The sequence below is a fragment of the Nocardioides pymetrozini genome, from assembly GCF_046058985.1.
In the GTDB taxonomy this organism is placed as follows: Bacteria; Actinomycetota; Actinomycetes; order Propionibacteriales; family Nocardioidaceae; genus Nocardioides.
In genome coordinates, this window is record NZ_CP175556.1 from 1,897,361 (window position 1) to 1,921,673 (window position 24,313).

Consider the following 24,313-nt stretch of genomic DNA (forward strand, 5'->3'; position numbering starts at 1 on the left):
GTGTTCGGGTAGGTTGGTGCGTACGGCAGCAGCCGGTCCCTCCGGGTCCCTCGGCTGTCCACAGGTACGACGTACGGACGGGTTGTCCACAACCGCGACACGACTGACCAGGTTGTGTCGGGACCTCGCTCTAGCGTCGCCGACGTACCTGGCTCACCACGACACGAAGGAGACGAGGACATGGCTGGAGACGACCGGCAGAAGGCGCTCGAGACCGCCCTGCTGAACATCGAGAAGCAGTACGGCAAGGGTTCGGTGATGCGGCTCGGCGACGACTCGCGCGCTCCCCTGGACGTGATCCCGACCGGCTCGATCGCGCTGGACGTCGCGCTCGGCATCGGCGGTCTCCCGCGTGGTCGCGTGGTGGAGATCTACGGCCCCGAGTCGAGCGGTAAGACCACCGTCTCCCTGCACGCCGTGGCCAGCGCCCAGGCGGCCGGCGGCATCGTGGCGTTCATCGACGCCGAGCACGCGCTCGACCCGGAGTACGCCAAGGCCCTCGGCGTCGACACCGACGCCCTCCTGGTCTCGCAGCCCGACTCCGGTGAGCAGGCGCTCGAGATCGCCGACATGCTGATCCGCTCCGGCGCGCTCGACCTCATCGTCATCGACTCCGTCGCCGCGCTCGTCCCCCGCGCCGAGATCGAGGGCGAGATGGGCGACAGCCACGTCGGCCTCCAGGCCCGCCTGATGAGCCAGGCGCTGCGGAAGATGACCGGTGCGCTCAACCAGTCCAAGACGACCGCCATCTTCATCAACCAGCTGCGCGAGAAGATCGGCGTCATGTTCGGCTCGCCCGAGACCACCACCGGTGGTCGCGCGCTGAAGTTCTACTCCTCCGTGCGTCTCGACGTGCGCCGGATCGAGACCCTCAAGGACGGCACCGACATGGTCGGCAACCGGACCCGGGTCAAGGTCGTCAAGAACAAGGTCGCCCCGCCGTTCAAGCAGGCGGAGTTCGACATCATGTACGGCAAGGGCATCTCCCGCGAGGGCAGCCTGATCGACGTCGGCGTCGAGGCGGGCCTGATCCGCAAGGCCGGCGCCTGGTACACCTACGAGGGCGACCAGCTCGGCCAGGGCAAGGAGAACGCCCGCAGCTTCCTCAAGGACAACCCCGACCTGGCCAACGAGCTGGAGAAGCGGATCCTGGAGAAGCTCGGCGTCACCCCGACCATCGACGCCCCCGACGACCTCTCCGACGAGCCGATCGGCGTCGACAGCTTCTGATGGCCGAGCGTGTCGCCCGATCGACGGCTGCGAACGGGCGCTCGCTGCGCTCGGCCCGCCCTTGCCCGTCGATGCGGCTTCGCCGCGGGGCGCCATGCTGCCGGCCGCGCAGTTGACGCGGGTGCGTGGCTGAGGTGCCTTGGCGGCAAGACGCCGTCGGCGGCTCGACCGCGACCAAGCGGCGCGAGAGGGTCCACGGTCCGGCCGGGCGCCGCAGGCGCCGGACGGGGCGCCCGGCGCGGCGATGTCGGGGTGCCGTCGGCGTGTGCAGGACAGTCCGGTCGTGAGAGTGAGGGGCCGCCGGCGGCGGGGTCCCCGCTCCGAGCCGCGCCGCGCGGCCCGGGAGGCGCCGGAGGCGCCCGGGCGGACCCCACCCCGAACCTGACCAGCAACGACCCCGAGGGAGAACCCGTGCGCAGCACCGAGCCACCCGAGGACGACGAGCCCGGCTGGACCGAGGACGCCGATCCCGAGTCGGTGGCCCGCAAGATCATCCTCGACCAGCTGAGCATCAAGGCCCGCAGCCGGCGCGAGCTGGAGGAGCGGCTGGCCCGCCGCAACGTCCCCGAGGACGTGATGGACCGGCTGCTGGACCGGTTCGAGGAGGTCGGGCTGGTCGACGACGAGGCGTTCGCCCGGGCCTGGGTGGAGGGGCGCCAGCGCAGCCGCGGCCTGGCCCGCACCGCGCTGGCGGTCGAGCTGCGTCGCAAGGGGGTCGCCGAGGAGACAGCGAAGAGCGTGCTGGCCGAGGTCGACCCGGACGAGGAGGAGGAGAACGCCCGCCTGCTGGTCCGCAAGAAGGTGCGCTCGATGCGCGGGGTGGAGGAGCAGGTCGCCGTACGCCGACTGGTCGGGATGCTCGCCCGGAAGGGCTACCCCCCGGGCGTCGCCTACGCGGTGGTGCGTGACGAGCTCGGTGCAGAATGGGCGGGTGACGACTGACGCGACGCCGGCGCCCGAGCGCGAGATCCTGACCTACGACCTCTTCGGGGCCGCGGTGCGCGACCTCGCGCAGCAGGTCGTCGACGACGGCTTCGAGCCGGACATCGTGCTCGCCATCGCCCGCGGCGGCCTCGGGCTGGCGATGGGCCTGGGCTACGCACTGGACGTGAAGAACCTCTCGGCGGTCAACGTCGAGTTCTACACCGGCGTCAACGAGCGGCTCGACGTGCCGATGATGCTGCCGCCGACCCCGGCGGCGATCGACCTGACCGGCATGCGGGTGCTGATCGCCGACGACGTCGCCGACACCGGCAAGACGCTCGAGGTGGTCCGCGACTTCTTCGCCGACCACGTCGCCGAGGCGCGCACCGCGGTGATCTACGAGAAGCCGTGGACGGTGATCCGGCCCGAGTACGTCTGGCGGCGTACCGAGGGCTGGATCGACTTTCCCTGGTCCGCGGCGCCGCCCTTGGTGGACCGCCGCGGCGGCCTCGCCCACTAGTCTCGCCGCATGAGCGCGTTCCCCCTCTCGGACCTGACCTCCTCGCTGCGCGTCGCCCCGGGACCGGTCGACCTGGGTGCGATCGAGACCGATGTCGCACCGGGCTTCGACGGCGACAAGAAGGCCGGGACGGCCGCCCTCGAGGCGCTCGGCCCCGACCTGGCCGAGCTGCAGGAGCGGCTCTTCGCCGAGGGCAAGGCGGGCGGGCAGCGCACGATCCTCCTCGTGCTGCAGGGCATGGACACCTCGGGCAAGGGCGGCACGCTGCGCTCGACGGTCGGGCTGATGGACCCGCAGGGCGTGCGGATCACCTCGTTCAAGGCGCCGACGGAGGAGGAGCGTGCACACGACTTCCTCTGGCGGATCACCCGGGCCCTGCCGCCGGTCGGCCTGATCGGGGTCTTCGACCGCTCCCACTACGAGGACGTGCTCATCGCACGGGTGCGCTCCCTCGCGCCGCCCGAGGAGATCGAGCGCCGCTACGAGGCCATCAGCGCCTGGGAGGCCGACCTGGTCGAGCGGGGGACGACCGTCATCAAGTGCATGCTGCACATCTCGGCCGCCGAGCAGAAGGAGCGCCTGCTCGCGCGCCTCGACGATGAGACCAAGCACTGGAAGTACAACCCCGGCGACGTCGACGAGCGGGCGCTGTGGCCGGCCTACCAGGAGGCCTACGAGATCGCGATCGAGCGGACGAACACCGAGGTCGCGCCGTGGCATGTGATCCCGGCCGACAAGAAGTGGTACCGCAACCTGGCCATCGGCACCCTGCTGCACGACGCGCTCCGCTCCTTCGACCTGGGCTGGCCCAAGGCGGACTTCGACGTGCAGCGCGAGAGGCAGCGCCTGCTCGACGAGAAGCCGCTGTGATGGAGCAGGTCGCGGTCACCCGCTATGTCACGCCCCTGCGCGAGGGCGGCAGCCTGCCGGGGATCGTCGAGGCAGACGACCTGGGCACCTACGTCTGCAAGTTCCGTGGCGCCGGCCAGGGCACCCGGGTGCTCGTGGCGGAGGTGGTCGTGGCGGGCCTGGCCCGGCTGCTCGACGTACCCACGCCGGACCAGGTGGTGCTCGACCTCGACCCCGAGATCGCGCGCTACGAGGCGGACGAGGAGGTCCAGGACCTGATCAACGCCAGCGCCGGGCTCAACCTGGGCATCGACTTCCTGCCGGGCTCGTTCGGCTACGACCCGACGAGCGCGCCCGACGCCGACCTCGCCGGCCGGATCCTGTGGCTGGACGCGTTCAGTGCGAACGTCGACCGCAGCTGGCGCAACCCGAACCTGCTGGTGTGGCGCGGGACGCTCCAGGCCATCGACCACGGTGCGTCGCTGTACTTCCACCACTCCTGGTCGGGCGGTGCGGGCGACCCGGCGCGCTTCGCGGCGCAGCCCTATGACGCCTCCGAGCACATCCTGCGCGCCTTCGCCGGCGAGGCGCGGGCCCAGGACGCGGGGCTCGCGGACCGGCTGACCGACCAGGCACTCACCGCTGTGCTCGACGACGTGTGCGACGACTGGCTGGACCCGGTGCCCGGAGCCGAGTCGGCGGCGGCGGTGCGCGAGCGCTATCTCGCCTTCCTCGCCGCGCGGCGCGACGGGGGTCGGGCCTGGCTGCCCGAGCCGGTGATGTCCTCGTGAAGCCCTACCAGTACGTCACCTTGCGCTGTGTCCCGCGGATCGAGCGCGAGGAGTTCGTCAACGTCGGTGTGGTGCTCCACTGCCCGGCCGAGGACTACCTCGGCGTGCGCTCCGCGCTCGACCCGGCACGGATCCGCGCCCTCGACGCGGAGGTCGACCTCGCCTCCCTCGAAGCCGCACTGGAGGCGGTCGACCGCGTGTGCCGGGGCGAGGCGCACCGCGGCTTCGGCGTCGGCGTGCGCGCCACGGCGTACGGCTCGCGTGCGCAGAAGGACGACGCCAGCACCCGCTTCGGGTTCCTCAAGGCGCCGAAGAGCACCGTCCTCCAGCCGGGCCCGGTCCACGGCGGCGTCACCGCCGACCCCGCCCGCACCCTGGAGCACCTGCTCGAGCAGCTGGTGCTCTAGCCGTCGCGCTAGACGGGGACCAGCTCCACCGCGCCGACGGCGTACCGGGCGAGGATGGTGCGGGCGATCTCCGGGTGGGCGCCGAGCGGCTCGGACACGGCGACGGCGCCGGCCTCGAGAGCGAGCTCGGTGGCCCGGTCGACCAGGTTGCCGGGGGCGAGGAAGAGCGAGGCGACCGCGATGTGGCGCCGGCCCTCGGCCCGGAACGCGCGCACGGCCTCGCCGGTGGCCGGGGGAGCGCTGGTGGCGTACGCCGCCGTCACGGGCAGCTTGTGGTGCGCGCCCCACAGCCGGGCCAGGCGGGCGACCGCCTGGTTGGCCAGCGGGTCGGAGGTGCCGGCCGCGGCCAGCACGAGGGCGTCGAGCTCGCGGACGCGGGCTGCCTTGAGCGCCTCGCGCAGCCGCTCGTCGAGCACCTCCAGGAAGCGCGCCTCGAGGCCGAGCACGGCCGTGGCCCGGATCTGCAGGCCGGGGTGCCGGGCCGTGGCCTCCGCGATCGCCTCGGGTACGTCGACCCGGGCGTGGAAGGCCTCGACCAGCAGCAGCGGTACGACGACGATCTCGTCGTACCCGGCCTTGACCAGCCGGTCGACCACGGTGTGGAAGCCCGGCTTGGCCAGGTCGAGGAACGCCTTCTCGATGCGCAGGTCGGGACGCAACGCCTTCGTCGCGTCGACCAGTGCGGAGACGGTGGCGGCCGAGCGCGGGTCGCGGCTGCCGTGGGCAAGGGCGATGAGTGCCGGAGCGGTCATCGTCGGTTCCCCCTTTCCTGGATGCGGGCGGTCATGAGTGGATCCCGCATTCGGTCTTGTTGGTGCCGGCCCAGCGGCCGCTGCGCGGGTCTTCGCCGGGAGCGACCCGGCGGGTGCACGGCGCGCAGCCGATGGACGGGTAGCCGTCGTAGACGAGCGGGTTGACGAGCACGCCGTTCTCGGCGATGTAGCGCTCGACCTGCTCGTCGCTCCACCGGGCGATGGGGGACACCTTGACCTTCTGCTTCTTGGCGTCCCAGCCGATGACCGGCGCGATCACGCGGTTGTGCGTCTCGGCGCGGCGCAGGCCGGTCGCCCAGGCGTCGTACCCGGCGAGCGAGTCGGCCAGCGGCTTGACCTTGCGCAGCGCGCAGCACAGGTCCGGGTCGCGCTTGTAGAGCTCGGGGCCGTACTCGGCGTCCTGCTCGGCGACGGACTGGACCGGGGTGATCGAGATCAGGTTGACGTTCATCGTGGCGGCGACGGCGTCGCGGGTCCCGATGGTCTCGACGAAGTGGTAGCCGGTGTCGAGGAAGACGACGTCGACGCCCGGCACGACCTTCTCGGCGAGGTGCGCGAGGACGGCGTCGCCCATCGAGGAGGTGATGCAGAAGCGCTCGCCGAAGGTCGCGGCGGCCCACTCGATGATGACCTCGGCGGGGGCGAGCTCGAGCTCGGCGCCCCAGTGGGAGACCAGCTCGCGGAGCTCCTCAGGGGACCGGCCGGTGGTGTGCGACCCGCGGAACTCCCGGGCGGCACGCGTCGTGGCGGTGGTCATGAGGCACCTCCTTCTTCCTTGGCTGTGGGGTGGGTGCTCGGGTCGGACGCCCGGGCCGTGAGGCCGAGCAGCTCGACCCTGAAGGCCCGGCGGCAGCCCCGGCATTCCCAGCCGGTCGGCTCGTGCGGCCACAGGTCGGTCTCGCCGCAGTAGGGGCAGTGGTAGGGCACCGCCCGCGACGACGCCGACTCGGACATCAGACGGACTCCAGCGCCTTCTCGCCGCGCAGCAGCTCCTCGTCGGCCCGGTGCACCCAGGCGTCGAACGCCTCCCCCTCGGTGCGGTCGGCGAGATAGTTGCCGACGACGGTGCTGATGTAGTCGTCGAGACCCGCGCTGGTGACCTTGTGGGCGCGCAGCTTGCGGCCGAAGTTGGCGCGCAGGCCGATCGCCCCGCCGAGGTGCACCTGGAAGCCCTCGACCTGCTGGCCGGACTCGTCGACGACGAGCTGGCCCTTGAGGCCGAAGTCGGCGACCTGGGTCCGCGCGCAGGCGTTGGGGCAGCCGTTGACGTTGACCGTGATCCCCGAGGGAACCTGCTGGTCGAGGTCGGGGAAGCGGCGCTCGAGCTCGTCGACCAGGTCGCTGGCGCGCTTCTTGGTGTCGACGATCGCGAGCTTGCAGAACTCGATGCCCGTGCACGCCATCGTGTTGCGACGCCAGTTCGACGGGCGTGCCGACAGGCCGATCGCGTCGAGCCGGTCGAGCAGCGCGTCGAGCACGGCACCGTCGACGCCGATGAGCACGATCTTCTGGTACGGCGTGAGGCGGGCGCCGGTGACGCCGTACTCGTCGAGCAGGTCGGCGAGCTGCACCAGGAGGCTCCCGGAGACGCGGCCGGCGGTCGGGGCGACGCCGACGTAGAACCGGCCGTCCTTCTGCTCGTGCACGCCGACGTGGTCGCGGTGCCCGACGGGCGACTCGGGCGAGGCAAGGCTGACCAGCTTCTTGCCGAGGTACTCGTTCTCGAGGACCTCGCGGAACTTCGCCACGCCCCAGTCGGCGACGAGGAACTTCAGCCGGGCGCGCGAGCGGAGCCGGCGGTAGCCGTAGTCGCGGAAGATGCCCGCGACGCCGGACCACACGTCGGGGACCTCGTCGAGCGGGATCCACACGCCGAGCTTCTGGGCGAGCATCGGGTTGGTCGACAGGCCGCCGCCGACCCACACGTCGAAGCCCGGGCCGTGCTCGGGGTGCACGGTGGCGACGAACGAGACGTCGTTGGTCTCGGGGGAGACGTCCTGGCTCGGGTGCCCGGTGACGGCCGTCTTGAACTTCCGCGGGAAGTTCGAGAAGTCCTTGTTGCCGATGTAGCGCCGCTCGATCTCCTCGAGCGCCGGCGTGCCGTCGATGATCTCGTCCTTGGCGACGCCGGCGACCGGCGAGCCCAGGAAGGGGCGGGGCGAGTCGCCGCACGCCTCGAGCGAGTGCAGGCCGACCGCGTCGAGGCGCTCCCAGATCTCGGGCACGCTCTCGATCTCGATCCAGTGGTACTGGATGTTCTGCCGGTCGGTGACGTCGGCGGTGTCGCGCGCGAAGTCGACTCCGATCTGGCCGAGCGTGCGGACCGCGGCGGGGGAGAGCAGCTTGCCGTCGGAACGGACCCGTAGCATGAAGTAGCGGTCGTCCAGCTCCTCCTCCTCCAGCGAGCCCGTCTTGCCGCCGTCGATGCCGGGCTTGCGCTGGGTGTAGAGGCCCATCCAGCGGAACCGGCCGCGCAGGTCGGCGGGGTCGATGGAGTCGAAGCCGCGCTTGGAGTACGTGTAGAGGATGCGGTCCCGCACGTTGAGCGGGTCGTCGTCCTTCTTGGACTGCTCGTTCTTGTTGAGCGGCTCGGTGTAGCCGAGGGCCCACTGTCCCTCCGCGCGCTTGGGGCGCGGGATCTCGGTGTGCTTGGCTCGCTCGGGCTTGAAGCGCAGGTCAGGCATGGCTGTCGAGGTGGTCCTTCGCTGAAGGGCGCCCGGGAGTCCTCAGGCGCGTGGCTCGGGTGGATGCGGCGGCAACGTCAGCGGGGCCAACACATCATGCTGCGCGTGCGCCCGAAGTCCACGTGGCGTCGAACCACGAGGTGCGCATGGGTGGCAGCAGTGACCATGTCAACGAGTCTCATCCCTCGGACGACGGCGCCACAAATGCTGATCTCAATATTTGGATGCCGTTCCCACAATGTGGACAGATCCTCCGCCTGTACGGGTGGCGCGAGCGGCATCTGCGACGCACGTCACACGAGGTGCTGCCTGCCAGCGCGCCAGCGGCGGCCCGGCACTACGCTGTGCGCCATGAGCGACAACTCCCTCAACGGCGACCTCGTCAGCAGCGCCTACCGCCAGGCCTTGGAGGTCATCGCCTCCGTCGAGCCGCGCATCGCGGACGCGACGCGCCAGGAGCTCGCCGACCAGCGAGCCTCGCTCAAGCTGATCGCGAGCGAGAACTACGCCTCGCCCGCCGTGCTGCTCACCATGGGCACCTGGTTCAGCGACAAGTACGCCGAGGGAACGGTCGGCCACCGCTTCTACGCGGGCTGCCAGAACGTCGACACCGTCGAGTCGCTCGCGGCCGAGCACGCGCGTGAGCTGTTCGGCGCCGAGTACGCCTACGTCCAGCCGCACTCCGGCATCGACGCCAACCTGACGGCGTACTGGGCGATCCTGGCGCACCGCGTCGAGGGCCCGTGGCTCCAGGACGCCGGCGTGAAGAACATGAACGACCTCTCCGAGGCCGACTGGGAGCGGCTGCGCCACGAGCTGGGCAACCAGCGCCTGCTGGGCATGAGCCTCGACGCGGGCGGGCACCTGACCCACGGCTTCCGTCCCAACATCAGCGGCAAGATGTTCCACCAGAACCAGTACGGCACCGACCCGGAGACCGGCCTGGTCGACTACGACGCGCTGCGTGCGAAGGCGAAGGAGTTCAAGCCGCTCATCCTGGTCGCCGGCTACTCGGCGTACCCGCGGCGCGTGAACTTCGCCAAGATGCGCGAGATCGCCGACGAGGTCGGCGCCACGCTCATGGTCGACATGGCCCACTTCGCCGGCCTGGTCGCCGGCAAGGTGTTCACCGGCGACGAGGACCCGGTGCCCCACGCGCACGTCGTCACGAGCACGTCGCACAAGTCGCTGCGCGGTCCGCGCGGCGGCTTCATCCTGGCCACCAAGGAGTACGCCCCGAGCGTCGACCGCGGCTGCCCCATGGTGCTCGGCGGCCCGCTCTCGCACGTCATGGCCGCCAAGGCCGTCGCCTTCGCCGAGGCCCGGACCGCTGCCTTCCAGTCCTACGCCCAGGACATCGCCGACAACGCCAAGGCGCTCGCCGAGGGCCTGATGAAGCGCGGCACCAAGCTGGTCACCGACGGCACCGACAACCACATCGTGCTGCTCGACGTCAGCTCGTTCGGCCTCACCGGCCGCCAGGCCGAGTCGGCCCTGCTGGACGCCGGCGTGGTCACCAACCGCAACTCCGTCCCGTCCGACCCCAACGGCGCGTGGTACACCTCCGGCATCCGGATCGGCACGCCGGCGCTGACGAGCCGCGGCTTCGGCGCGGCCGAGTTCGACGTCGTCGCCGAGCTCATCGTCGAGGTGCTGAAGAACACCCAGCCCGGTACGACGTCCGCGGGCGCGCCGTCGAAGGCCTCGTACGTGCTCGCCGACGGGGTCGCCGACAAGGTGCACGCCGCGTCGGCCGAGCTGCTCGACAAGCACCCGCTGTACCCGGGCCTCGACCTGGCCTGAGCTGGTCGCCAGGCTCACCGCCAGGAGTAGCTGACCTCGGGCCGCCCGCCGCCCGCGCCGTATCTCAGGCCGCGGGCGGCGAGCCCCTGGTCGGCGAGATGCTCGAGATAGCGCCGCGCCGTCACCCGCGAGCTGCCCACCGCGGCCGCCACCTCGCTCGCCGAGAGCTCACCGTCTGCCTCGCGCAGGGCGGCCGTCACCGCGCGCAGCGTCTCCGCGCTCATCCCCTTGGGCAGGGGCGCGGTCGCACTGGGCCGCAGCGAGCCGAGCAGCCGGTCGACCTCGTCCTGCACCACCTCGGCCGGCGCCGCGTCCAGCTCGGCCCGGTACGCGGCGTACTGCTGCAGCTTGGCGCGGAAGGTCGCGAACGTGAACGGCTTGAGCAGGTAGAGCACGACCCCCTGGCCGACCGCCTGGCGCACGACCTGGGTGTCCCGGGCGGCGGTCACGGCGATCACGTCGCACAGGTGGCCGGCGGCCCGCAGGCCGGCCAGGAGCCCGAGGCCGTGGGTGTCGGGCAGGTTCATGTCGAGGAGCACGAGGTCGACCGGCGCGCCTGCCTCGCGTGCCGCGTCGAGCGCCCGGGCCGCCTCGCGCGCCGAGCGCGCGACCCCGGCGAGCGCGAAGCCGGGCACCCGCTCGACGTACGAGGCGTGCGCCTCGGCCGCCAGCTCCTCGTCCTCCACGACGAGCACCCGGACGCTCACGTGCTCTCCACCGGGGTGCGCGGACGCAGGGTGACCGTGAACTCGGCGCCGCCGAGCGGCGAGGTGCCGACCTCGACCCCGCCCCCGTGCCGGCGGGCGGTCTGCACGACCAGCGCGAGGCCCAGACCGCGGCCGGTGCCGGGGGAGGCCTTGGTGGTCCAGCCCCGGTCCAGCACGCGCTCCGCGTCGCCGGGGCTGAGGCCCGGGCCGCTGTCCCCGACCCGGACGACGAGTGCGCTTCCCTCACCGGCGAAGGCGACCTCGATCCGGCGCGGGTCGGCGTCCGCCACCGCGTCCAGCGCGTTGTCCACGAGGTTGCCGACGACCGTGACGAGGTCGCGGGGCGGGACGCCGCTGCCCTCCGGCACGGTCCCCGTGACCACGAGCTCGACGCCGCGCTCGGCGGCCTCGGCGGACTTGCCGAGCAGCAGCGCGGCCACCACCGGGTCGTCCACCGCCCCGACGACCCGGTCGGTCAGCAGCTGGGCGACGTGGAGCTCGGACGTGGCGAAGTCGACCGCCTCCTCGGCGCGGCCCATCTCGATGAGGGAGACGACGGTGTGCAGGCGGTTGGCGGACTCGTGGTTCTGCGAGCGCAGGGACTCGGTGAGCCGGCGGACGACCTCGAGCTCTCCGGTCACCGAGCGCAGCTCGGTGTGGTCGCGCAGCGTGACGACCGAGCCGACGTCGCGGCCGTCCCAGCGCGCGGGCGCGGAGGAGACCACGAGGATCCGCTCCCCGGCGAGGTACAGGTCGTCCGACTCGGCGGTGCGGCCGCGGGCGGCGGCGACCAGGGCGGGCGCCAGGCCGAGCTCCTCGATCGGGCGGCCGACCACGTCCTCGGGCAGCGCGAGCAGCCGGCGTGCCTCGTCGTTGACCAGCTGGACCCGACCGGCCCCGTCGAGCAGCAGCAGCCCCTCGCGCACCGAGTGCAGGACCGCCGAGTAGTACTCGTACATCCGCGCGAGCTCCCGCTCGCCCATGCCGTGGGTGACGCGGTGCAGCCGCCGTCCGAGCAGCCAGGCGCCGACGAGGCCCCCCAGCAGCACCAGGACGCCGCAGAGCACCACCACGGTGACGTCGCGACGCAGCCCGCGGTTGATGTCGCTGACGGTGATCCCCACCGAGACGAGCGCGACGACCCGGCCGTCGTCCTCGACGGGGACCACCGCACGCACCGACGGCCCGAGCGTCCCCGTGTACTCCTGGGTGAACAGCTCGCCCTGCGGCGCGTCGCCGAGGTCGCCGACGAACCGGCCGCCGATCTGGTCGGGGTCGGTGTGGGTGAAGCGCGTCCGGTCCAGGCCCATGACGACGACGAAGTCGGTGTCGGTGTCGCGTCGGACCTCCTCGGTCCACGGCTGCAGCCGGGCCGTCGGGTCGGGGGTGGCCAGCGCCTCGCGCACGGTGGGCGCGTCGGCGACCGTCTGCGCGACGGCGACCGCGCGCTGGGTCGCGCGGCTGCGCGCGTCGCGCCGGGCGTCGTACGACGCCAGCAGGATGCCGGTCAGGACCAGCAGCAGCACCGTGCCGACCTGCAGCACCAGGACCTGGCGGGCGACCGGTCGGTCGCGGAGCAGGCGGAGACGCGGCACCCGGCCATTCTCGCCCACCACGGGCCGTGCCCTGTGACGTGTGCCACGAACACAACGAACACAACGGTGACGGTCGTCACGCCCGCGACCAGAGTGGCCGGTGGCCCCCGCGGCCCGGACCAGGAGGAACCATGACCACCACCAGCACGGCGGCGCAGCCCAGGCACGGCTCGCGCGCCACCCACTACCTCTACCTCGCCGTCATCGGCGCGGTCATGCTCGGCATCGCCACGGGACTGCTGTTCCCGACCTTCGCCGTCGAGCTCAAGCCACTCGGCGAGGGCTTCGTGAACCTGATCAAGATGATGATCCAGCCGATCATCTTCTGCACGATCGTGCTCGGCGTCGGCTCGGTCGCCAGCGCGGCCAAGGTCGGCCGGGTCGGCGGCCTGGCACTCGGCTACTTCCTCGTCATGTCGACCGTCGCCCTGTCGATCGGCATGGTCGTCGGCAACTTCCTGCACCCGGGCGACGGGCTGCACGTCACGGCCGACGGCGCCGCGCTGGCCCAGGAGAAGGCGGCCGAGGGGCACGCGGACACCACGGCGTTCCTGCTCGGCATCATCCCGGACTCGCTGTTCAGCTCGCTGACCAGCGGCAGCGTGCTGCAGACGCTGCTCGTCGCGCTGCTCGTCGGCTTCGCACTGCAGCGGATGGGCGCGGCCGGCGCACCGGTGCTCGCGGTCGTCGGCCACGTCCAGCGCCTGGTGTTCCGGCTGCTCGGCATGATCATGTGGGCGGCACCCGTCGGCGCCTTCGGCGCGATGGCGGCGGTCGTGGCCACCGGCGGCGCCGACGCGCTCAAGAGCCTTGCCGTGCTCATGGTGGGCTTCTACGTCACCTGCGTGCTGTTCGTCTTCGTCGTCCTGGGCCTGCTGCTCAAGGTGACGACGGGGCTGAACATCTTCGCCCTGCTGCGCTACCTGGGCCGCGAGTTCCTGCTGATCCTGGCCACCTCGTCCTCGGAGTCGGCGCTGCCGCGCGTCATCGCCAAGCTCGAGCACGCCGGCGTCGACAAGACCACCGTCGGGGTCGTCGTCCCGACCGGCTACTCCTTCAACCTCGACGGCACCGCGATCTACCTGACGATGGCGTCGATCTTCATCGCCGAGGCGGTCGGCACGCCGCTCGCCCTCGGCGAGCAGGTCTCGCTGCTGCTGTTCATGATGATCGCCGCGAAGGGCGCGGCCGGCGTGACCGGCTCCGGCATGGCCGTTCTGGCCGGCGGCCTGCAGTCGCACCGCCCGGAGCTGGTCGACGGTGTCGGCCTGATCGTCGGCATCGACCGCTTCATGTCCGAGGCCCGCGCGCTCACGAACTTCGCCGGCAACGCCGTCGGCACCGTGCTCGTCGGCCACTGGACCGGCAGCATCGACCGCGAGCAGATGGCGCGCGCGCTGTCCGGCGACGACCCCTTCGACGAGACGACCATGGTCGACGACCATCAGCCGGTGGGGGAGCCGGTGGGGGTGCCGGTGGGGGAACCGGCGGGGGAGCCGGTCGACCGTGCGGGCCGCGCGCCTCAGCCCGTCTGATCCAGGAGGTCCAGGCTGTAGCGGGCGATGGCCGCCCTCGTGGCGGCCATCGCCTGCAGCGCGTCCGTGGGCTCGGCGTCGAGGTGCTCGAAGGGGATCGCGGAGAGGCCGCTGAAGATGAGCAGATGCAGCGCGTGGGCACGCCGCACCGTGACCGGGTCGAGGTCGACGCCCTCCGCCGCCAGCCCCTCGACGTACGACATGAGGCAGGCCTCGTCGCGCGCGGCCAGTCCGTCGGCGCGCCCGCGCCCCAGCTGGATCTCGCCGACCAGGAGCTGGCCGAGGTCGAAGCCGACGGGCAGCGCCATGAAGAACCCGAAGTCGATGAGGGTGAAGCCGTCGCGGTCGGGACGCACCAGCAGGTTGTTGGGGCACGCGTCGCCGTGCCCGACGAGCACCGGCAGGGCGAGCAGCTCGTCGCAGAGGGCGGGAAGGCGATCGAGCGCCTGGAGCAGGCGCGGCCGGAGCGGGCCGAAGGACTCCGCCACCAGGGGATGGCGCCAGATCTCCTCGCTGCCGAGGATCGGGAGCACCTGGTGGCCGAGCCGCCCCTCGACGTACCGGCTGATGTCCCACGCGTGCCCGCCGATGTCGGCGAGCTCGCGCACCCGGTGGCTCCCGGCGAGCCGGCCGAGCAGGTGCGCCGCGTGCCGGTAGCGGGCCAGGTCCCACGGCGCCGCGACGGTCGGCACCACCTCGAGCCACACGGCGTAGGCGCCGTCGTCGATGTCGTGCACGCCGACCGCCCGCGGGAGCGCGAGGCCCGCGGGAAGCCGATCGCCGAGGTCGGACCGGTAGACCGCCCCCTCGGTGCGCCACGGCACCATCCCGGCCGCCCAGTCCCTCACCTCCGGTGGGACCGACGCGAAGAGCGGCGAGCGGGACCACTCGTGGACGTGCTTGACGAACATCCGGAACGGACGCGCGTGCCCGTCGACGGCGGCGGTGCCGCTGACCCACCAGCGTCCGCCGGTCGTGATCGCCGGGAGCTCGTAGTCGACCGGGACGGCGAGCGACGAGGTCGGCTCGGCGTCCTCGACCCCGAGGAGGTCCGCGACCATCGCCGCGAGCACGTCGTCGCGGACGTCGGCGGGCCCGAGGGCGGTGCGGTCGTGCACGGTGGCCTCCTGAGCGGGTGCGGCACTCCTCTGCGGCCCGCCCGAGCGATGCAGATCACCCGATCGTAGGGCCGTGGGGATCCCCGGCGCACCGGCTCGCGCCGGATAGCGTGACGCCCATGGCCGACGATGCGGAGACCCGGCGCGTGCCGCGGCTCCGACGGCTCGCCCACCTGGTGTGGCGCCTGGTCGTCACCACGGTCAGCTCGTGCCTGCGCTACCGGGTCACGGGCCTCGCCGCGGAGGCGGCCTTCTTCGCCGTGGTCTCGGTGCCGCCGCTGATCTTCGCCCTCGCCGGCGGCGTCGGCTACGTCACCGAGCACTTCACCGCGGCCCAGGTCGAGGAGGTGCGACGCGCCGTGGTCGAGCTGTTCTCGCGCTTCCTCACCGACACCGCGGTCAACAAGGTCATCAAGCCGACGATGGACGACGTGCTGCGCGGCGGGCGGTTCGACGTCATCTCGCTCGGCTTCGTGCTCGCCCTGTGGTCCGGATCGCGCGCGCTCAACGTCTTCGTCGACACCATCACGATCATGCACGGGCTCGGCGGGCACCGCGGGATCGTCCGCACCCGCGCGCTGTCCTTCGTGCTGTACATCCTCGCCGTGGTCACCGGGGCGGTCACGCTCCCGCTGGTCGTCGCGGGCCCGCGGCTGGTCCGGTCCTGGCTGCCGAACCGCGCCGAGTTCCTGATGGGCTTCTACTGGCCGCTGATCGTCGTGCTGTGCGTGTGCTTCCTCGCCACGCTCTACCACGTCTCCGTCCCGGTGCGGACCAGCTGGAGCTTCAACCTGCCCGGCGCGGTGTTCTCCCTGGTGAGCTGGATCGTCGGCTCCTATCTCCTGCGGTGGGTGCTCACCGTGACCGCCGAGGACTCGCACTCCATCTACGGCCCGCTGGCCGCGCCGATCGCCATCTTGGTGTGGCTCTACATCGCCGCGCTCGCCGTGCTCATCGGCGCGGGCGTGAACGCCGCCTTCGACGAGGTGTTCCCGCAGGAGGCCACCCAACGGGCGCGCCGGGAGCTGGTCGCGCGCCTCCTGCGACGTCCCACGGACGCGGTGGAGTAGGTTCCGGGCCGTGGGCGCGCTGAGCGGAGGACCGGCCGAGACCCCCCTCACGGGGCAGGTCGCGCTGCCCGAGCGCACCCGCTCGCCGTGGTGGGAGCTGGGCCGTCGGCTGCTGCTGGCTCTCGGCATCCTCGTCGGCACGGTGCTCCTGGTGTACTTCGACCGCGAGGGCTACCGCGACGCCGGAGACGCCACCGCCGAGGACCCCTACGGCACGATCTCGCTGATCGACGCCATCTACTACACGACGGTCACACTCAGCACGACCGGCTACGGCGACATCGCGCCGGTCAGCGACCCTGCACGGCTCGTCAACGCGTTCATCATCACCCCGGCCCGCATCGGCTTCCTCGTGCTGTTGATCGGCACCACCCTCGAGGTCCTGGCCCAGCGCAGCCGCGAGCTCTTCCGCATCTCCCGATGGAGGAACCAGATGGGACACCACGTCGTGGTGATCGGCTACGGCACCAAGGGCCGCAGCGCCGTCGAGACCCTGGTCAACAACGGCCTCGACCGCGAGCACGTGGTCGTGGTCGACCCGAGCCCGGTCGCCCTGGCCGACGCGCACGCCGACCAGCTCGCCGTCATCACCGGCGACGCCACCCGGCGCGGGGTGCTCCAGCGCGCCGGCGTGGCCGAGGCCGACCAGGTCATCATCACCACCGGCCGCGACGACTCCAACGTCCTCGCCGCCCTCACCGTGCGCCAGCTCAACCCCGACGCGTGGATCGTCGCGTCCGTGAGCGAGCAGGAGAACGCCCCGCTGATGCGCCAGTCCGGCGCCGACTCGGTGATCACCTCCTCCGACGCGGTCGGCCGCCTCCTGGGCCTCTCCACGCTCTCGCCGACCCTCGGCTCGGTGATGGAGGACCTGCTGACCTACGGCGAGGGCCTCGAGGTCGCCGAGCGGGAGCTGCTCGTCAACGAGGTCGGCATGCCGCCCCAGTCGCTGCCCGACCAGGTGATCGCGGTGGTCCGCGACGAGAAGGTCTACCGCTACTTCGACCCGGTCGTCACGCTGCTCGCGCGCGGCGACCGGCTGATCGTCGTACGACCGGCGAAGGAGCTGCCGTGGGCCCCGCGCCCCGGCACCCACAACGAGGACTTCGCCGCCGACCAGGACTGAGTCGCCGTCGGCCTCCCCGGGTTGCCCGTGGGGGATCGGGTACTGCGCGTGCGTAGTCCGAATCCGAGGAGGAGGCACCATGCATCGCAAGAGCACGGCCGAACTGCTGAGGGACGACCTGCGCGATCTCGTCGACGCCGTCGTGCCCGAAGTCGAGTCAGCCGTCCAGACCGTCGCCGAGAGGACGCCGCCGCTGGTCCACAAGGGCCGCGCCGTCGCCGCCGAGAAGGGCGCCCACGCGGCCGAGATGCTGAGCCGGCACCTGCCCGACCAGGTCGTGGACCGGCTCCCGGACGCCGTCTCCGACCGTCTGCCGCAGCCGCACCGCCGCAGCCGCAAGGCGCTGCTCGTGCTGCTGACGCTCGGGATCGCCGGCATCGTCGGCGTGATGGCGGCCAAGCGCCGCAAGGGGAGCGGTCCCACCCACGCGGCCCCGTCGAGCGCCCCGTCGTACCCCCGGGCCGTCGAGGAGGAGACCGACACGAGCGGCTCCCTCGACCCCAGCGACCCGCTCGTGGAGCCGCGGGTCAACGGCACCCAGGCGTGAGGCCCGGCCGCATCCGCTGAACCCGCCACACCCCCGCCCGGTGTTCGAACACATGTTCTAACATGACGCCATGGCGGGGGTGCGGCATGTCTGGGTCAGGCTGGCGTTCGTGCCCGTCGAGCTCCCGGGCCTGGTGCTCGACTGGCGCTCGACGGAGGCCGGCTGGGAGGGCCTGGTGTCGTACGTCGACCGCGAGGGGCGGGCGGTCACCGAATGGCTCGCCGCGACCGCGCTGCGACCCGCGATGCCCGAGCCGAGGGCGGGTTCGACCGCGGGGTGAAGCGCAGGGCACATCGGCGCGCCGATCTGTCCGATTTCGCCTCGCGGGGACGGCGCGAGCCACTAGCCTCGGGCTCGGTTCCCCAACCACAGCGTGCCCGACGAACCCCACACTCGCCGGGCACGGGACGCCCTGCCCGGCCTGCCCGGGCAGGGCGTTCTTGCTCGCGCGGGTAAAGCATTCGCGAAGTCCGCTCGGGTCGTGGCGCGGCGGACCTATGGTGAGTCAGGACCTGCCGAGCGCTCGGGATCGAGGCGGTTGCGACGAGAAGGGATCCGCCCATGTCCATCGTGCGACGTCCAGCGGCTCCCTGCGTCCCTCCTTCCCCGGCGCGCGACCGTTCCCTGTCGCGGGCCGGCCGTGGTGAGGCGTCCCCACTCTGCCTGACCATGGGCGGGTGCTCTCCGGGAGACCGCTGAGCGCCTGTCGGACCCGGGACATCCGGGTGCCTGCTCCGTCGCGGGAAGAGCGCGCCTGCGGCGGAGTGGGCGACGACACCTCGATGATGGGTCGATGGACACCGAGACCCGGACCTACCGCACGGGCGACCGCGACGTCGTCCTCGACCTGACCCGCGACTGCACGGCCTTCGTCTCCGCGCGCGGGGACGGACTGCTCCACGTCTTCGTGCCCCATGCCACCTGCGGCCTCGCGATCCTGGAGACCGGCGCCGGCAGCGACGACGACCTCCTCTCGACCCTCGGGACCCTGCTGCCCGCCGACGACCGCTGGCTGCACCGCCACGGCAGTCGCGGCCACGGCCGCTCCCACGTGCTGCCCGCCCTCGTGCCGCCGTACGCGAGCGTGCCCGTGCTCGGCGGCCGGCTCGCCCTCGGCACCTGGCAGAGCATCTGCCTGGTCGACCTCAACGTCGACAACCACGAGCGCGAGGTGCGCTTCAGCTTCCTGGCGGGGTGAGCACGAAGAAGGCCCCCTGGCTGCGAGTCTTCGCAGGTCAGGAGGCCTTCGTGGTGCTGGTGGGCGATACTGGGAGGACATTAGATGGCTCGCGCAACCAGTAGCGCCCGCCGTGGCTTCGGGCGGATCGAGCGGCGGAACTCCGGTCGCTACCGCGCCGCCTACACGGGTCCCGACGGCCAGCTGGAACGGCCGAAGCCGCTGATCCCGTACAACCCGGCGCACATCCGTGCCGAGCTGCGCCGCGGCGACATCGACCTGCGCAACAACCGGGTCAACATCCGTCGTGCCGTGGTCCGTGCCGGCGGGAAGTTCATCGTCGGCTCGCCCAAGTCGGACGCGGGCGTCCGCGACGTCGCGATCCCGCCGCACCTGATCCCAGTCGTCAAGGCGCACCTGAAGAACCACGTCGCCACGGGGAAGGACGCGCTCCTCTTCCCGGCCGCGGCCGACGGCAACGCCCCCATGGCGCCGTCGACGCTCTACAAGGTCTACTACCCGGCTCGGAAGAAGGCCGGTCGCCCCGATCTCCGCTGGCACGACCTCCGCCACACCGGCGCCGTCCTCGCCGCCCAGACCGGCGCGACCCTCGCCGAGCTCATGGGCCGACTCGGCCACTCCACCCCCGGTGCAGCGATGCGGTACCAGCACGCCGCCGCCGACCGCGACGCCGAGATCGCCCGCCGACTCTCGGCGTTGGTGTCGGAGCCTGATGGAAGGGTCGAAGCGTGACCGAGCCCCCGGGGAAAGATGCGTTGGAGGATGCCTTGCGTCCGGACGAAGACCCCGACGACCTGGTCCTGCTTCTGCGTGCCGGCGACGAGAAGGACAACGTTGACGTGCTGAAGCGGCAGGCGCTTCGCCTCCACCGCCGTTACACATACGCCGGCGAAGGCTGCTGGGGGATCTCGGTCTTCGCCGCTTCCGATGAGAGCGAGCCGTGGGTCCTGGCGACCAAGATGGATGTCCGGCGTCGCTATTACCGGATCAGGAGCAGCGACCTGGCAGGTTTTCGCCTGCTCCCGACCTTCAAGGCGCCGCACTGGACGGTGCTGTTCAGTGGCCCTGGCGGCCCCGACTACCAGGCGTTCATGGACGCCCTGGGTGAGATCAGGGACAATCCATACTGGAAGCGGAGACCTGGAAGGAGGCCCCGATGACAACTCAGAACATGGCTGACGTGGCCGACCACCGGGTCGACCTCGAAGCCGACTTCGCCAACGAGGACGAGACCGGTTACATCTGGGTGTGGCTCGACGAAGCCCGCGAGCCCCAGCAGATCGTGCCCGGGGCAGTCCTCACTCTGCGCGACGGCGAAGACCTGGCGATGGGCCAGGTCATCGACCTGGTGGCCAAGGCCGACGGCACGGTCGTCCACATCGAACTGCTCCCCGGAGCGATCGAGGAGTATCAGGCGGCCATCGAGCGCTTCACTGCGCACCACGCCTGAGCGGACGACCCATGGCCAAGCCCTTTGCGGAGTACGCCCAGGAGCGGCGAGACCGCATGGCTCGGAAGGCCGCGACGCCGAGCGGGTCTTCAGAGCTCACTACGCGTCGCTGACCGACGAGGGCACTCGGTCCGCAGCGACAGAGGACAACAACACCGTGCCTCAGGATTGAGCCCCGCCGGCTCCCTGCCGGCGGCGCCGGGCCATTACGGCGCCAATACGGGACGCAAGGTCACGAATGATGTGAGTCCGTGCTCGCGCAGCAGTGAACGAGTCCGCTCGTCCAGATCGACGATCGTGTTCCCCGACGCCTTTGCCTCGACAGTGGTCACGTCGCGGACGAGGGAAGCTTCCTGCGGAATCCCTTCCTGCGGCGCGCGCAGAACCATCAGGACAATGCGGATCCGCACCGGGAAGGGGTTCGGGTTCTCCAGACTGATCTGCTCAGCACTCATGTCGTACTCGAGCTCCCTGCCCTGTCCATCGAGCGGCTTCAGTTCGACGTACTGCGTCTCAGGAGCCACGTCGAGAACGGTCACCTCGGCGCTCTCCAGCGTGATCTCGCGGACCTGCTGTTCCTCGCGGCCTTCGAGTTGCACGAAGTCGACGTTCACGCCAGGGAAGACAACCGCGCGACCGGACTCCGTCCCGAAGGCGGTCGTGACCCGTACATCGGGAAGCACAGTGCCGCTGGCGTCGCGCGCGACAAGTTGACCGTCGATGGTGACCGCTTCGGTCGTCGGATTCTCGAAGTCGAGGCCCATGTCGATGTAGCCGTTTTCCGCGATGCGCGTGAACGTGGTCGTGAACTCTGGCCCGTTTGGCGAGCCCGGCTCGGTTTCGTCATCGTTCGTCACGACTGAGCATGCCGAAACAGCCATCAGCGCGCCGATGAGGATCGGCAGCAGGCTGCGAGATTTCTTCACGGGCAGAAGGATGCTCTACGCGGACCGCGGGAACAGCCGCTCCACCGTGGCCCGGGCAGCAGCGCGTTGCTCGGCTCGCTCAGCGAGGTAGAGGTTCACCTCGTGGCGATGGCGTACGCAGTAGGTGAAGATCGCGTCGATGTCGCCGAGCGCCACGGTGGGTACGACTCGTGGATCGCCTCCGGCGAGTCGGCTCGCTCGAACGCGGAAACGAGCGTGTCGAGCGGCACCAGCCAACGGATTGCCCGGGCGGTCGTACGCCGAACCGCAACTACATCGACAGAGCGGCCATCGCAGTAGGCGATGCATTGTCCCGGTCATCGACGACGAAGTCGGCTGCGATGCACTCGAACGTCTCGTCGTGGAACGTGTAGATGAAGTGCCGCAAGCGCGCATGCCATCCGCCGCGGTGGTAGTCGTGGACAGAGTTCTCGCGCTCCCGTTGCGCGATCCAAGCCGAGTTGATGACTTCTTGGAAGGCGTACGGCTCGAGACCACGGCCCCAGAGCCGGTGCCCATTGAGGGCCTCGTCGTTGCTACCTCCGAAGAGCACCGAGTCGACGTTGCGGAAGGTCAGGAGGCATCGCTCACTGTCCTGTCGGTCGTAGGCGACCGATGTTCCTTCGACCCCCGCTACGAGAACCGGGGTCGGCGCGCCAACGTTGCACTGGGGTGGGCCGGACACCGGTACGACGAGTTCCTGCTGATCGACCTTCGCTGTCACTGCTGCCCAGGCATCTGCCAGCGCGCGCTCGAGGCTCTCGTCGCGGGTCCAGGGAGTGTCGCGATCGCGCTGCCAGTAGAGCGACCTCGCCTCGGTCAAGATGGCCAGGGCTTCGCTCAGCTTGGGGTCGAGTGCCACGAACCGACCGTATCGAGTCTGACCGGTCTTGCTCGGGCGATCGCGTGGCCACTCGGCAGAACCGCGCGGCCTTGAGGGACAAGAGCGGACGAACGGCGTCCGCCACGACCTCGGAGCCCGCCATGCCTGCCACCATCACCCGACGCCTCGTCACGCTCGGCGACGCCGCCGACGCGCTTGCCGTGTCGACGCGGACCGTCCGGCGCTACATCGCCGACGGTCAGCTCGAAGCCGTACGCCCTCGGTCGCAAGACCCTCCGGATCAAGGCCGACTCGATCGAGCGCTTCATCGACGCGCAGCCCGTCGGAAACTGGCGCTGATTCAATGCGCCCGGTCAGGCCACGCTTGGTGCTGCGCCTGCGACGATGTGCTCATGTGGGTGCTCGACCCTGCCAACAGCCCATCGCTCATCGCATCGCTGCGCCCACACTCCATCGCTCCTGACTTCGAGATCGTCTTTGTTGGGGAGGGCTGGCGTGGACTCATCGAGGAATGCCACGCGCGTCTTGCCGACGAGTTCCCGGACTACCGCTTCTACGCGATTAAGCAGAAGTTCGGTGTCCTGGCATACCAGGCCACGCTGCGCGGAGGCGACAGCAGCCACACCGACGCCGATCGTGCTCGCGTCGCCGCGATCGTCGACAAGTTCGAACAGCGATCGGCGACGGTCTGCGAGTCGTGCGGACGGCGGGGCTCGCTTCGAGACGGCCGCACTGTCTGGATCACGTTGTGCGACGACTGTGACGAGCGCTGGCCGGACCCGCATGTTGCACCTCGTTGAGGCGCGGTCTGTTGAAGCGCAGCATCCCGAAAACAAGGACAGGAGCGGCCAAATTTGGCCGCTCCTTGTTCCCCGTATGTTCCCGATCTTAGATCCGGATCCGAAAACCCTGCTCTGACCTGCGGAAACGTGGTGGGCGATACTGGGTTTGAACCAGTGACCTCTTCCGTGTCAAGGAAGCGCGCTACCGCTGCGCCAATCGCCCCTGTGGAGTTGTGGTGGAGGTGGGTACGGGATTTGAACCCGTGTACACGGATTTGCAGTCCGTTGCCTCGCCTCTCGGCCAACCCACCGTGGCGGCCGGACACACTGGCCTGGTCAGCCAGTGGGTCTGACCACTCCGAGCGGACGACGAGGCTCGAACTCGCGACCTCAACCTTGGCAAGGTTGCGCTCTACCAACTGAGCTACGTCCGCTTCGCACCATTTCGCCGGCCTCTCGACCCGCTCTGCGGTGCGGTTGAGAACATTAGCCGATCCGGTGAACGGCGCCAAAACCGGGGTGCCCTCCGGCATGTCGCACCCTCTCCGGCGGCCGTCGCCGGGGCTCGCGCGGACCTCCCAAGGGCCCTCCTAGGCTGGTGCCATGCGCGTGTGGATCAACGGCCAGGTCCTGTCCGACCCGAGGTCGCCGGCGGTGCCGGTGACCGACCACGGGCTGACTGTGGGGGACGCGGTGTTCGAGGCGGTCAAGGTCGTCGGCGGGCAGCCGTTCGCGCTGCAGCGCCATCTCGACCGGCTCGAGCGCTCGGCGGCGGGACTGGGCCTGCGCGGCCTCGACGTCGACGACGTACGACGAGGGGTGGCGGCCGTGCTGGACGGCGAGCCGATGGAGCTCGGCCGGCTGCGGATCACCGTCACCGGCGGCAATGCGCCGTTGGGCAGCGGACGCGGTGACGACCCGCTGACCGTCATCGTCGTCGCGGCGCCGATGGACCCCGCGCCGGAGACCACCGCCGTGGTCACGGTGCCGTGGCCGCGCAACGAGCGCGGGGCGCTGGCCGGCCTGAAGACGACGTCGTACGCCGAGAACGTGGTCGCCCTCGCCGCGGCCCGGGAGCGGGGCGCGAGCGAGGCGGTCTTCGCGAACCTGGCGGGCCACCTGTGCGAGGGGACCGGCACCAACGTCTTCTACGTGGTGGACGGCGAGCTCCGCACGCCGACGCTGGCGAGCGGATGCCTGGCCGGCGTCACCCGGGCACTGGTCCTCGAGTGGTTCGGCGCGACCGAGGTCGACGAGCCGATGGAGGTCGCCGCCCGAGCCGACGAGATCTTCCTGGTGTCCACGACCCGCGACGTGCAGGGCGTCCACCGCTGGGACGACCGTGAGCTGCCCGCCCCCGGTCCGGTGACCCGCAGGGCCGCGGCCGCGTGGCGCGAGCGGGAGGCCGAGCTCCTCGGCCTGGACCGCTGACGC

Annotated in this window: 27 protein-coding genes and 3 tRNA genes; 18 read left to right on the forward strand and 12 right to left on the reverse strand. The window is 71.1% G+C overall.

The window, feature by feature from the left end; translation table 11 throughout:
• Positions 1-180: 180 nt before the first annotated feature.
• From recA to ACJ5H2_RS09240, 6 genes are all read left to right on the forward strand, one after another.
• Positions 181-1,230: a recombinase RecA gene (gene recA / locus ACJ5H2_RS09215; protein ID WP_408899270.1), complete on the forward strand. Its 1,050-nt coding sequence runs from the start codon at positions 181-183 to the stop codon at positions 1,228-1,230.
• 411 nt (positions 1,231-1,641) lie between these two features.
• Positions 1,642-2,172 carry a regulatory protein RecX gene (locus tag ACJ5H2_RS09220; protein WP_408899271.1) on the forward strand — a complete coding sequence of 177 codons (531 nt, stop codon included), beginning with the start codon at positions 1,642-1,644 and terminating at the stop codon, positions 2,170-2,172.
• A complete protein-coding gene (locus tag ACJ5H2_RS09225; protein WP_408899272.1) occupies positions 2,162-2,674 on the forward strand; it encodes a phosphoribosyltransferase in 513 nt (170 codons plus the stop codon). Before ACJ5H2_RS09220 ends, ACJ5H2_RS09225 begins: the two co-directional genes overlap by 11 nt.
• 9 nt (positions 2,675-2,683) lie before the next feature.
• Positions 2,684-3,544 carry a PPK2 family polyphosphate kinase gene (locus ACJ5H2_RS09230; protein WP_408899273.1) on the forward strand — a complete coding sequence of 287 codons (861 nt, stop codon included), beginning with the start codon at positions 2,684-2,686 and terminating at the stop codon, positions 3,542-3,544.
• Positions 3,544-4,314, forward strand: a complete 771-nt coding sequence (locus ACJ5H2_RS09235) for a HipA family kinase (protein WP_408899274.1) — start codon at positions 3,544-3,546, stop codon at positions 4,312-4,314. Before ACJ5H2_RS09230 ends, ACJ5H2_RS09235 begins: the two co-directional genes overlap by 1 nt.
• Positions 4,311-4,721 (forward strand): DUF3037 domain-containing protein, encoded by a 411-nt coding sequence (locus tag ACJ5H2_RS09240; protein ID WP_408899275.1) that lies wholly within the window; start codon positions 4,311-4,313, stop codon positions 4,719-4,721. The genes ACJ5H2_RS09235 and ACJ5H2_RS09240 overlap by 4 nt, the downstream gene beginning before the upstream one ends.
• An 8-nt stretch (positions 4,722-4,729) precedes the next feature.
• Here the strand turns inward: ACJ5H2_RS09240 and ACJ5H2_RS09245 are convergent, their stop codons facing one another.
• The 4 genes from ACJ5H2_RS09245 to ACJ5H2_RS09260 are packed head-to-tail and all read right to left on the reverse strand — an operon-like array spanning position 4,730 to position 8,178.
• Positions 4,730-5,473 (reverse strand): sirohydrochlorin chelatase, encoded by a 744-nt coding sequence (locus ACJ5H2_RS09245; RefSeq protein WP_408899276.1) that lies wholly within the window; start codon positions 5,471-5,473, stop codon positions 4,730-4,732.
• A 31-nt stretch (positions 5,474-5,504) separates the two neighbouring features.
• On the reverse strand, positions 5,505-6,251 hold the full coding sequence (locus tag ACJ5H2_RS09250; RefSeq protein ID WP_408899277.1) for a phosphoadenylyl-sulfate reductase: 747 nt from the start codon (positions 6,249-6,251) through the stop codon (positions 5,505-5,507).
• Positions 6,248-6,448, reverse strand: a complete 201-nt coding sequence (locus tag ACJ5H2_RS09255) for a hypothetical protein (RefSeq protein ID WP_408899278.1) — start codon at positions 6,446-6,448, stop codon at positions 6,248-6,250. The genes ACJ5H2_RS09250 and ACJ5H2_RS09255 overlap by 4 nt, the downstream gene beginning before the upstream one ends.
• The gene (locus ACJ5H2_RS09260; protein ID WP_408899279.1) at positions 6,448-8,178 is read right to left on the reverse strand and encodes a nitrite/sulfite reductase; all 1,731 of its coding nucleotides are present in this window, start codon (positions 8,176-8,178) and stop codon (positions 6,448-6,450) included. The genes ACJ5H2_RS09255 and ACJ5H2_RS09260 overlap by 1 nt, the downstream gene beginning before the upstream one ends.
• Positions 8,179-8,529: 351 nt before the next feature.
• Between ACJ5H2_RS09260 and ACJ5H2_RS09265 the strand changes: the two genes are divergently transcribed.
• Positions 8,530-9,981, forward strand: a complete 1,452-nt coding sequence (locus tag ACJ5H2_RS09265; RefSeq protein ID WP_408899280.1) for a glycine hydroxymethyltransferase — start codon at positions 8,530-8,532, stop codon at positions 9,979-9,981.
• Positions 9,982-9,995: 14 nt separating this feature from the next.
• On the opposite strand, the gene ACJ5H2_RS09270 is transcribed toward ACJ5H2_RS09265, so the two are convergent.
• Together ACJ5H2_RS09270 and ACJ5H2_RS09275 are read right to left on the reverse strand one after the other, a co-directional pair.
• Positions 9,996-10,688: a response regulator gene (locus ACJ5H2_RS09270; RefSeq protein ID WP_408899281.1), complete on the reverse strand. Its 693-nt coding sequence runs from the start codon at positions 10,686-10,688 to the stop codon at positions 9,996-9,998.
• Positions 10,685-12,283, reverse strand: a complete 1,599-nt coding sequence (locus tag ACJ5H2_RS09275) for an ATP-binding protein (protein ID WP_408899282.1) — start codon at positions 12,281-12,283, stop codon at positions 10,685-10,687. Before ACJ5H2_RS09275 ends, ACJ5H2_RS09270 begins: the two co-directional genes overlap by 4 nt.
• A gap of 131 nt (positions 12,284-12,414) precedes the next feature.
• On the opposite strand from ACJ5H2_RS09275, the gene ACJ5H2_RS09280 reads away from it, so the two are divergent.
• Positions 12,415-13,818 (forward strand): cation:dicarboxylate symporter family transporter, encoded by a 1,404-nt coding sequence (locus tag ACJ5H2_RS09280; RefSeq protein WP_408899283.1) that lies wholly within the window; start codon positions 12,415-12,417, stop codon positions 13,816-13,818.
• Here the strand turns inward: ACJ5H2_RS09280 and ACJ5H2_RS09285 are convergent.
• On the reverse strand, positions 13,806-14,936 hold the full coding sequence (locus tag ACJ5H2_RS09285; protein WP_408899284.1) for a phosphotransferase: 1,131 nt from the start codon (positions 14,934-14,936) through the stop codon (positions 13,806-13,808). The genes ACJ5H2_RS09280 and ACJ5H2_RS09285 overlap by 13 nt on opposite strands.
• A gap of 119 nt (positions 14,937-15,055) precedes the next feature.
• Between ACJ5H2_RS09285 and ACJ5H2_RS09290 the strand changes: the two genes are divergently transcribed.
• The 8 genes from ACJ5H2_RS09290 (at position 15,056) to ACJ5H2_RS09325 (ending at position 20,327) form a co-directional block, all read left to right on the forward strand.
• Positions 15,056-16,006: a YihY/virulence factor BrkB family protein gene (locus tag ACJ5H2_RS09290; RefSeq protein WP_408899285.1), complete on the forward strand. Its 951-nt coding sequence runs from the start codon at positions 15,056-15,058 to the stop codon at positions 16,004-16,006.
• A gap of 10 nt (positions 16,007-16,016) precedes the next feature.
• Entirely contained in the window at positions 16,017-17,132 is a 1,116-nt protein-coding gene (locus ACJ5H2_RS09295) for a potassium channel family protein (RefSeq protein ID WP_408899286.1), read from the forward strand.
• 79 nt (positions 17,133-17,211) lie between these two features.
• Positions 17,212-17,679: a hypothetical protein gene (locus ACJ5H2_RS09300; RefSeq protein WP_408899287.1), complete on the forward strand. Its 468-nt coding sequence runs from the start codon at positions 17,212-17,214 to the stop codon at positions 17,677-17,679.
• A gap of 70 nt (positions 17,680-17,749) precedes the next feature.
• Positions 17,750-17,959 carry a hypothetical protein gene (locus ACJ5H2_RS09305; RefSeq protein WP_408899288.1) on the forward strand — a complete coding sequence of 70 codons (210 nt, stop codon included), beginning with the start codon at positions 17,750-17,752 and terminating at the stop codon, positions 17,957-17,959.
• Positions 17,960-18,472: 513 nt separating this feature from the next.
• The gene (locus tag ACJ5H2_RS09310; protein ID WP_408899289.1) at positions 18,473-18,877 is read left to right on the forward strand and encodes a YjbQ family protein; all 405 of its coding nucleotides are present in this window, start codon (positions 18,473-18,475) and stop codon (positions 18,875-18,877) included.
• 84 nt (positions 18,878-18,961) lie between these two features.
• The gene (locus tag ACJ5H2_RS09315; RefSeq protein WP_408899290.1) at positions 18,962-19,609 is read left to right on the forward strand and encodes a site-specific integrase; all 648 of its coding nucleotides are present in this window, start codon (positions 18,962-18,964) and stop codon (positions 19,607-19,609) included.
• The gene (locus ACJ5H2_RS09320; RefSeq protein ID WP_408899291.1) at positions 19,606-20,037 is read left to right on the forward strand and encodes a hypothetical protein; all 432 of its coding nucleotides are present in this window, start codon (positions 19,606-19,608) and stop codon (positions 20,035-20,037) included. Before ACJ5H2_RS09315 ends, ACJ5H2_RS09320 begins: the two co-directional genes overlap by 4 nt.
• Complete coding sequence (locus ACJ5H2_RS09325) at positions 20,034-20,327, forward strand: hypothetical protein (RefSeq protein WP_408899292.1); 294 nt, start codon at positions 20,034-20,036, stop codon at positions 20,325-20,327. The genes ACJ5H2_RS09320 and ACJ5H2_RS09325 overlap by 4 nt, the downstream gene beginning before the upstream one ends.
• 206 nt (positions 20,328-20,533) lie before the next feature.
• Here ACJ5H2_RS09325 and ACJ5H2_RS09330 read toward each other — a convergent pair whose 3' ends face one another.
• Positions 20,534-21,253 carry a hypothetical protein gene (locus tag ACJ5H2_RS09330; RefSeq protein ID WP_408899293.1) on the reverse strand — a complete coding sequence of 240 codons (720 nt, stop codon included), beginning with the start codon at positions 21,251-21,253 and terminating at the stop codon, positions 20,534-20,536.
• Positions 21,254-21,524: 271 nt separating this feature from the next.
• Positions 21,525-22,115, reverse strand: a complete 591-nt coding sequence (locus ACJ5H2_RS09335; protein ID WP_408899294.1) for a hypothetical protein — start codon at positions 22,113-22,115, stop codon at positions 21,525-21,527.
• A 122-nt stretch (positions 22,116-22,237) separates the two neighbouring features.
• Between ACJ5H2_RS09335 and ACJ5H2_RS09340 the strand changes: the two genes are divergently transcribed.
• On the forward strand, positions 22,238-22,897 hold the full coding sequence (locus ACJ5H2_RS09340) for a hypothetical protein (protein WP_408899295.1): 660 nt from the start codon (positions 22,238-22,240) through the stop codon (positions 22,895-22,897).
• 130 nt (positions 22,898-23,027) lie between these two features.
• On the opposite strand, the gene ACJ5H2_RS09345 is transcribed toward ACJ5H2_RS09340, so the two are convergent.
• The 3 genes from ACJ5H2_RS09345 to ACJ5H2_RS09355 form a co-directional block, all read right to left on the reverse strand.
• A tRNA-Val gene (locus tag ACJ5H2_RS09345) sits at positions 23,028-23,102 on the reverse strand.
• A gap of 14 nt (positions 23,103-23,116) precedes the next feature.
• Positions 23,117-23,190, reverse strand: a tRNA-Cys gene (locus ACJ5H2_RS09350).
• Between the two features lie 50 nt (positions 23,191-23,240).
• Positions 23,241-23,313: transfer RNA gene (locus tag ACJ5H2_RS09355), tRNA-Gly, on the reverse strand.
• A 169-nt stretch (positions 23,314-23,482) separates the two neighbouring features.
• Between ACJ5H2_RS09355 and ACJ5H2_RS09360 the strand changes: the two genes are divergently transcribed.
• Positions 23,483-24,310: an aminotransferase class IV gene (locus ACJ5H2_RS09360; RefSeq protein WP_408899296.1), complete on the forward strand. Its 828-nt coding sequence runs from the start codon at positions 23,483-23,485 to the stop codon at positions 24,308-24,310.
• Positions 24,311-24,313 lie beyond the last annotated feature (3 nt).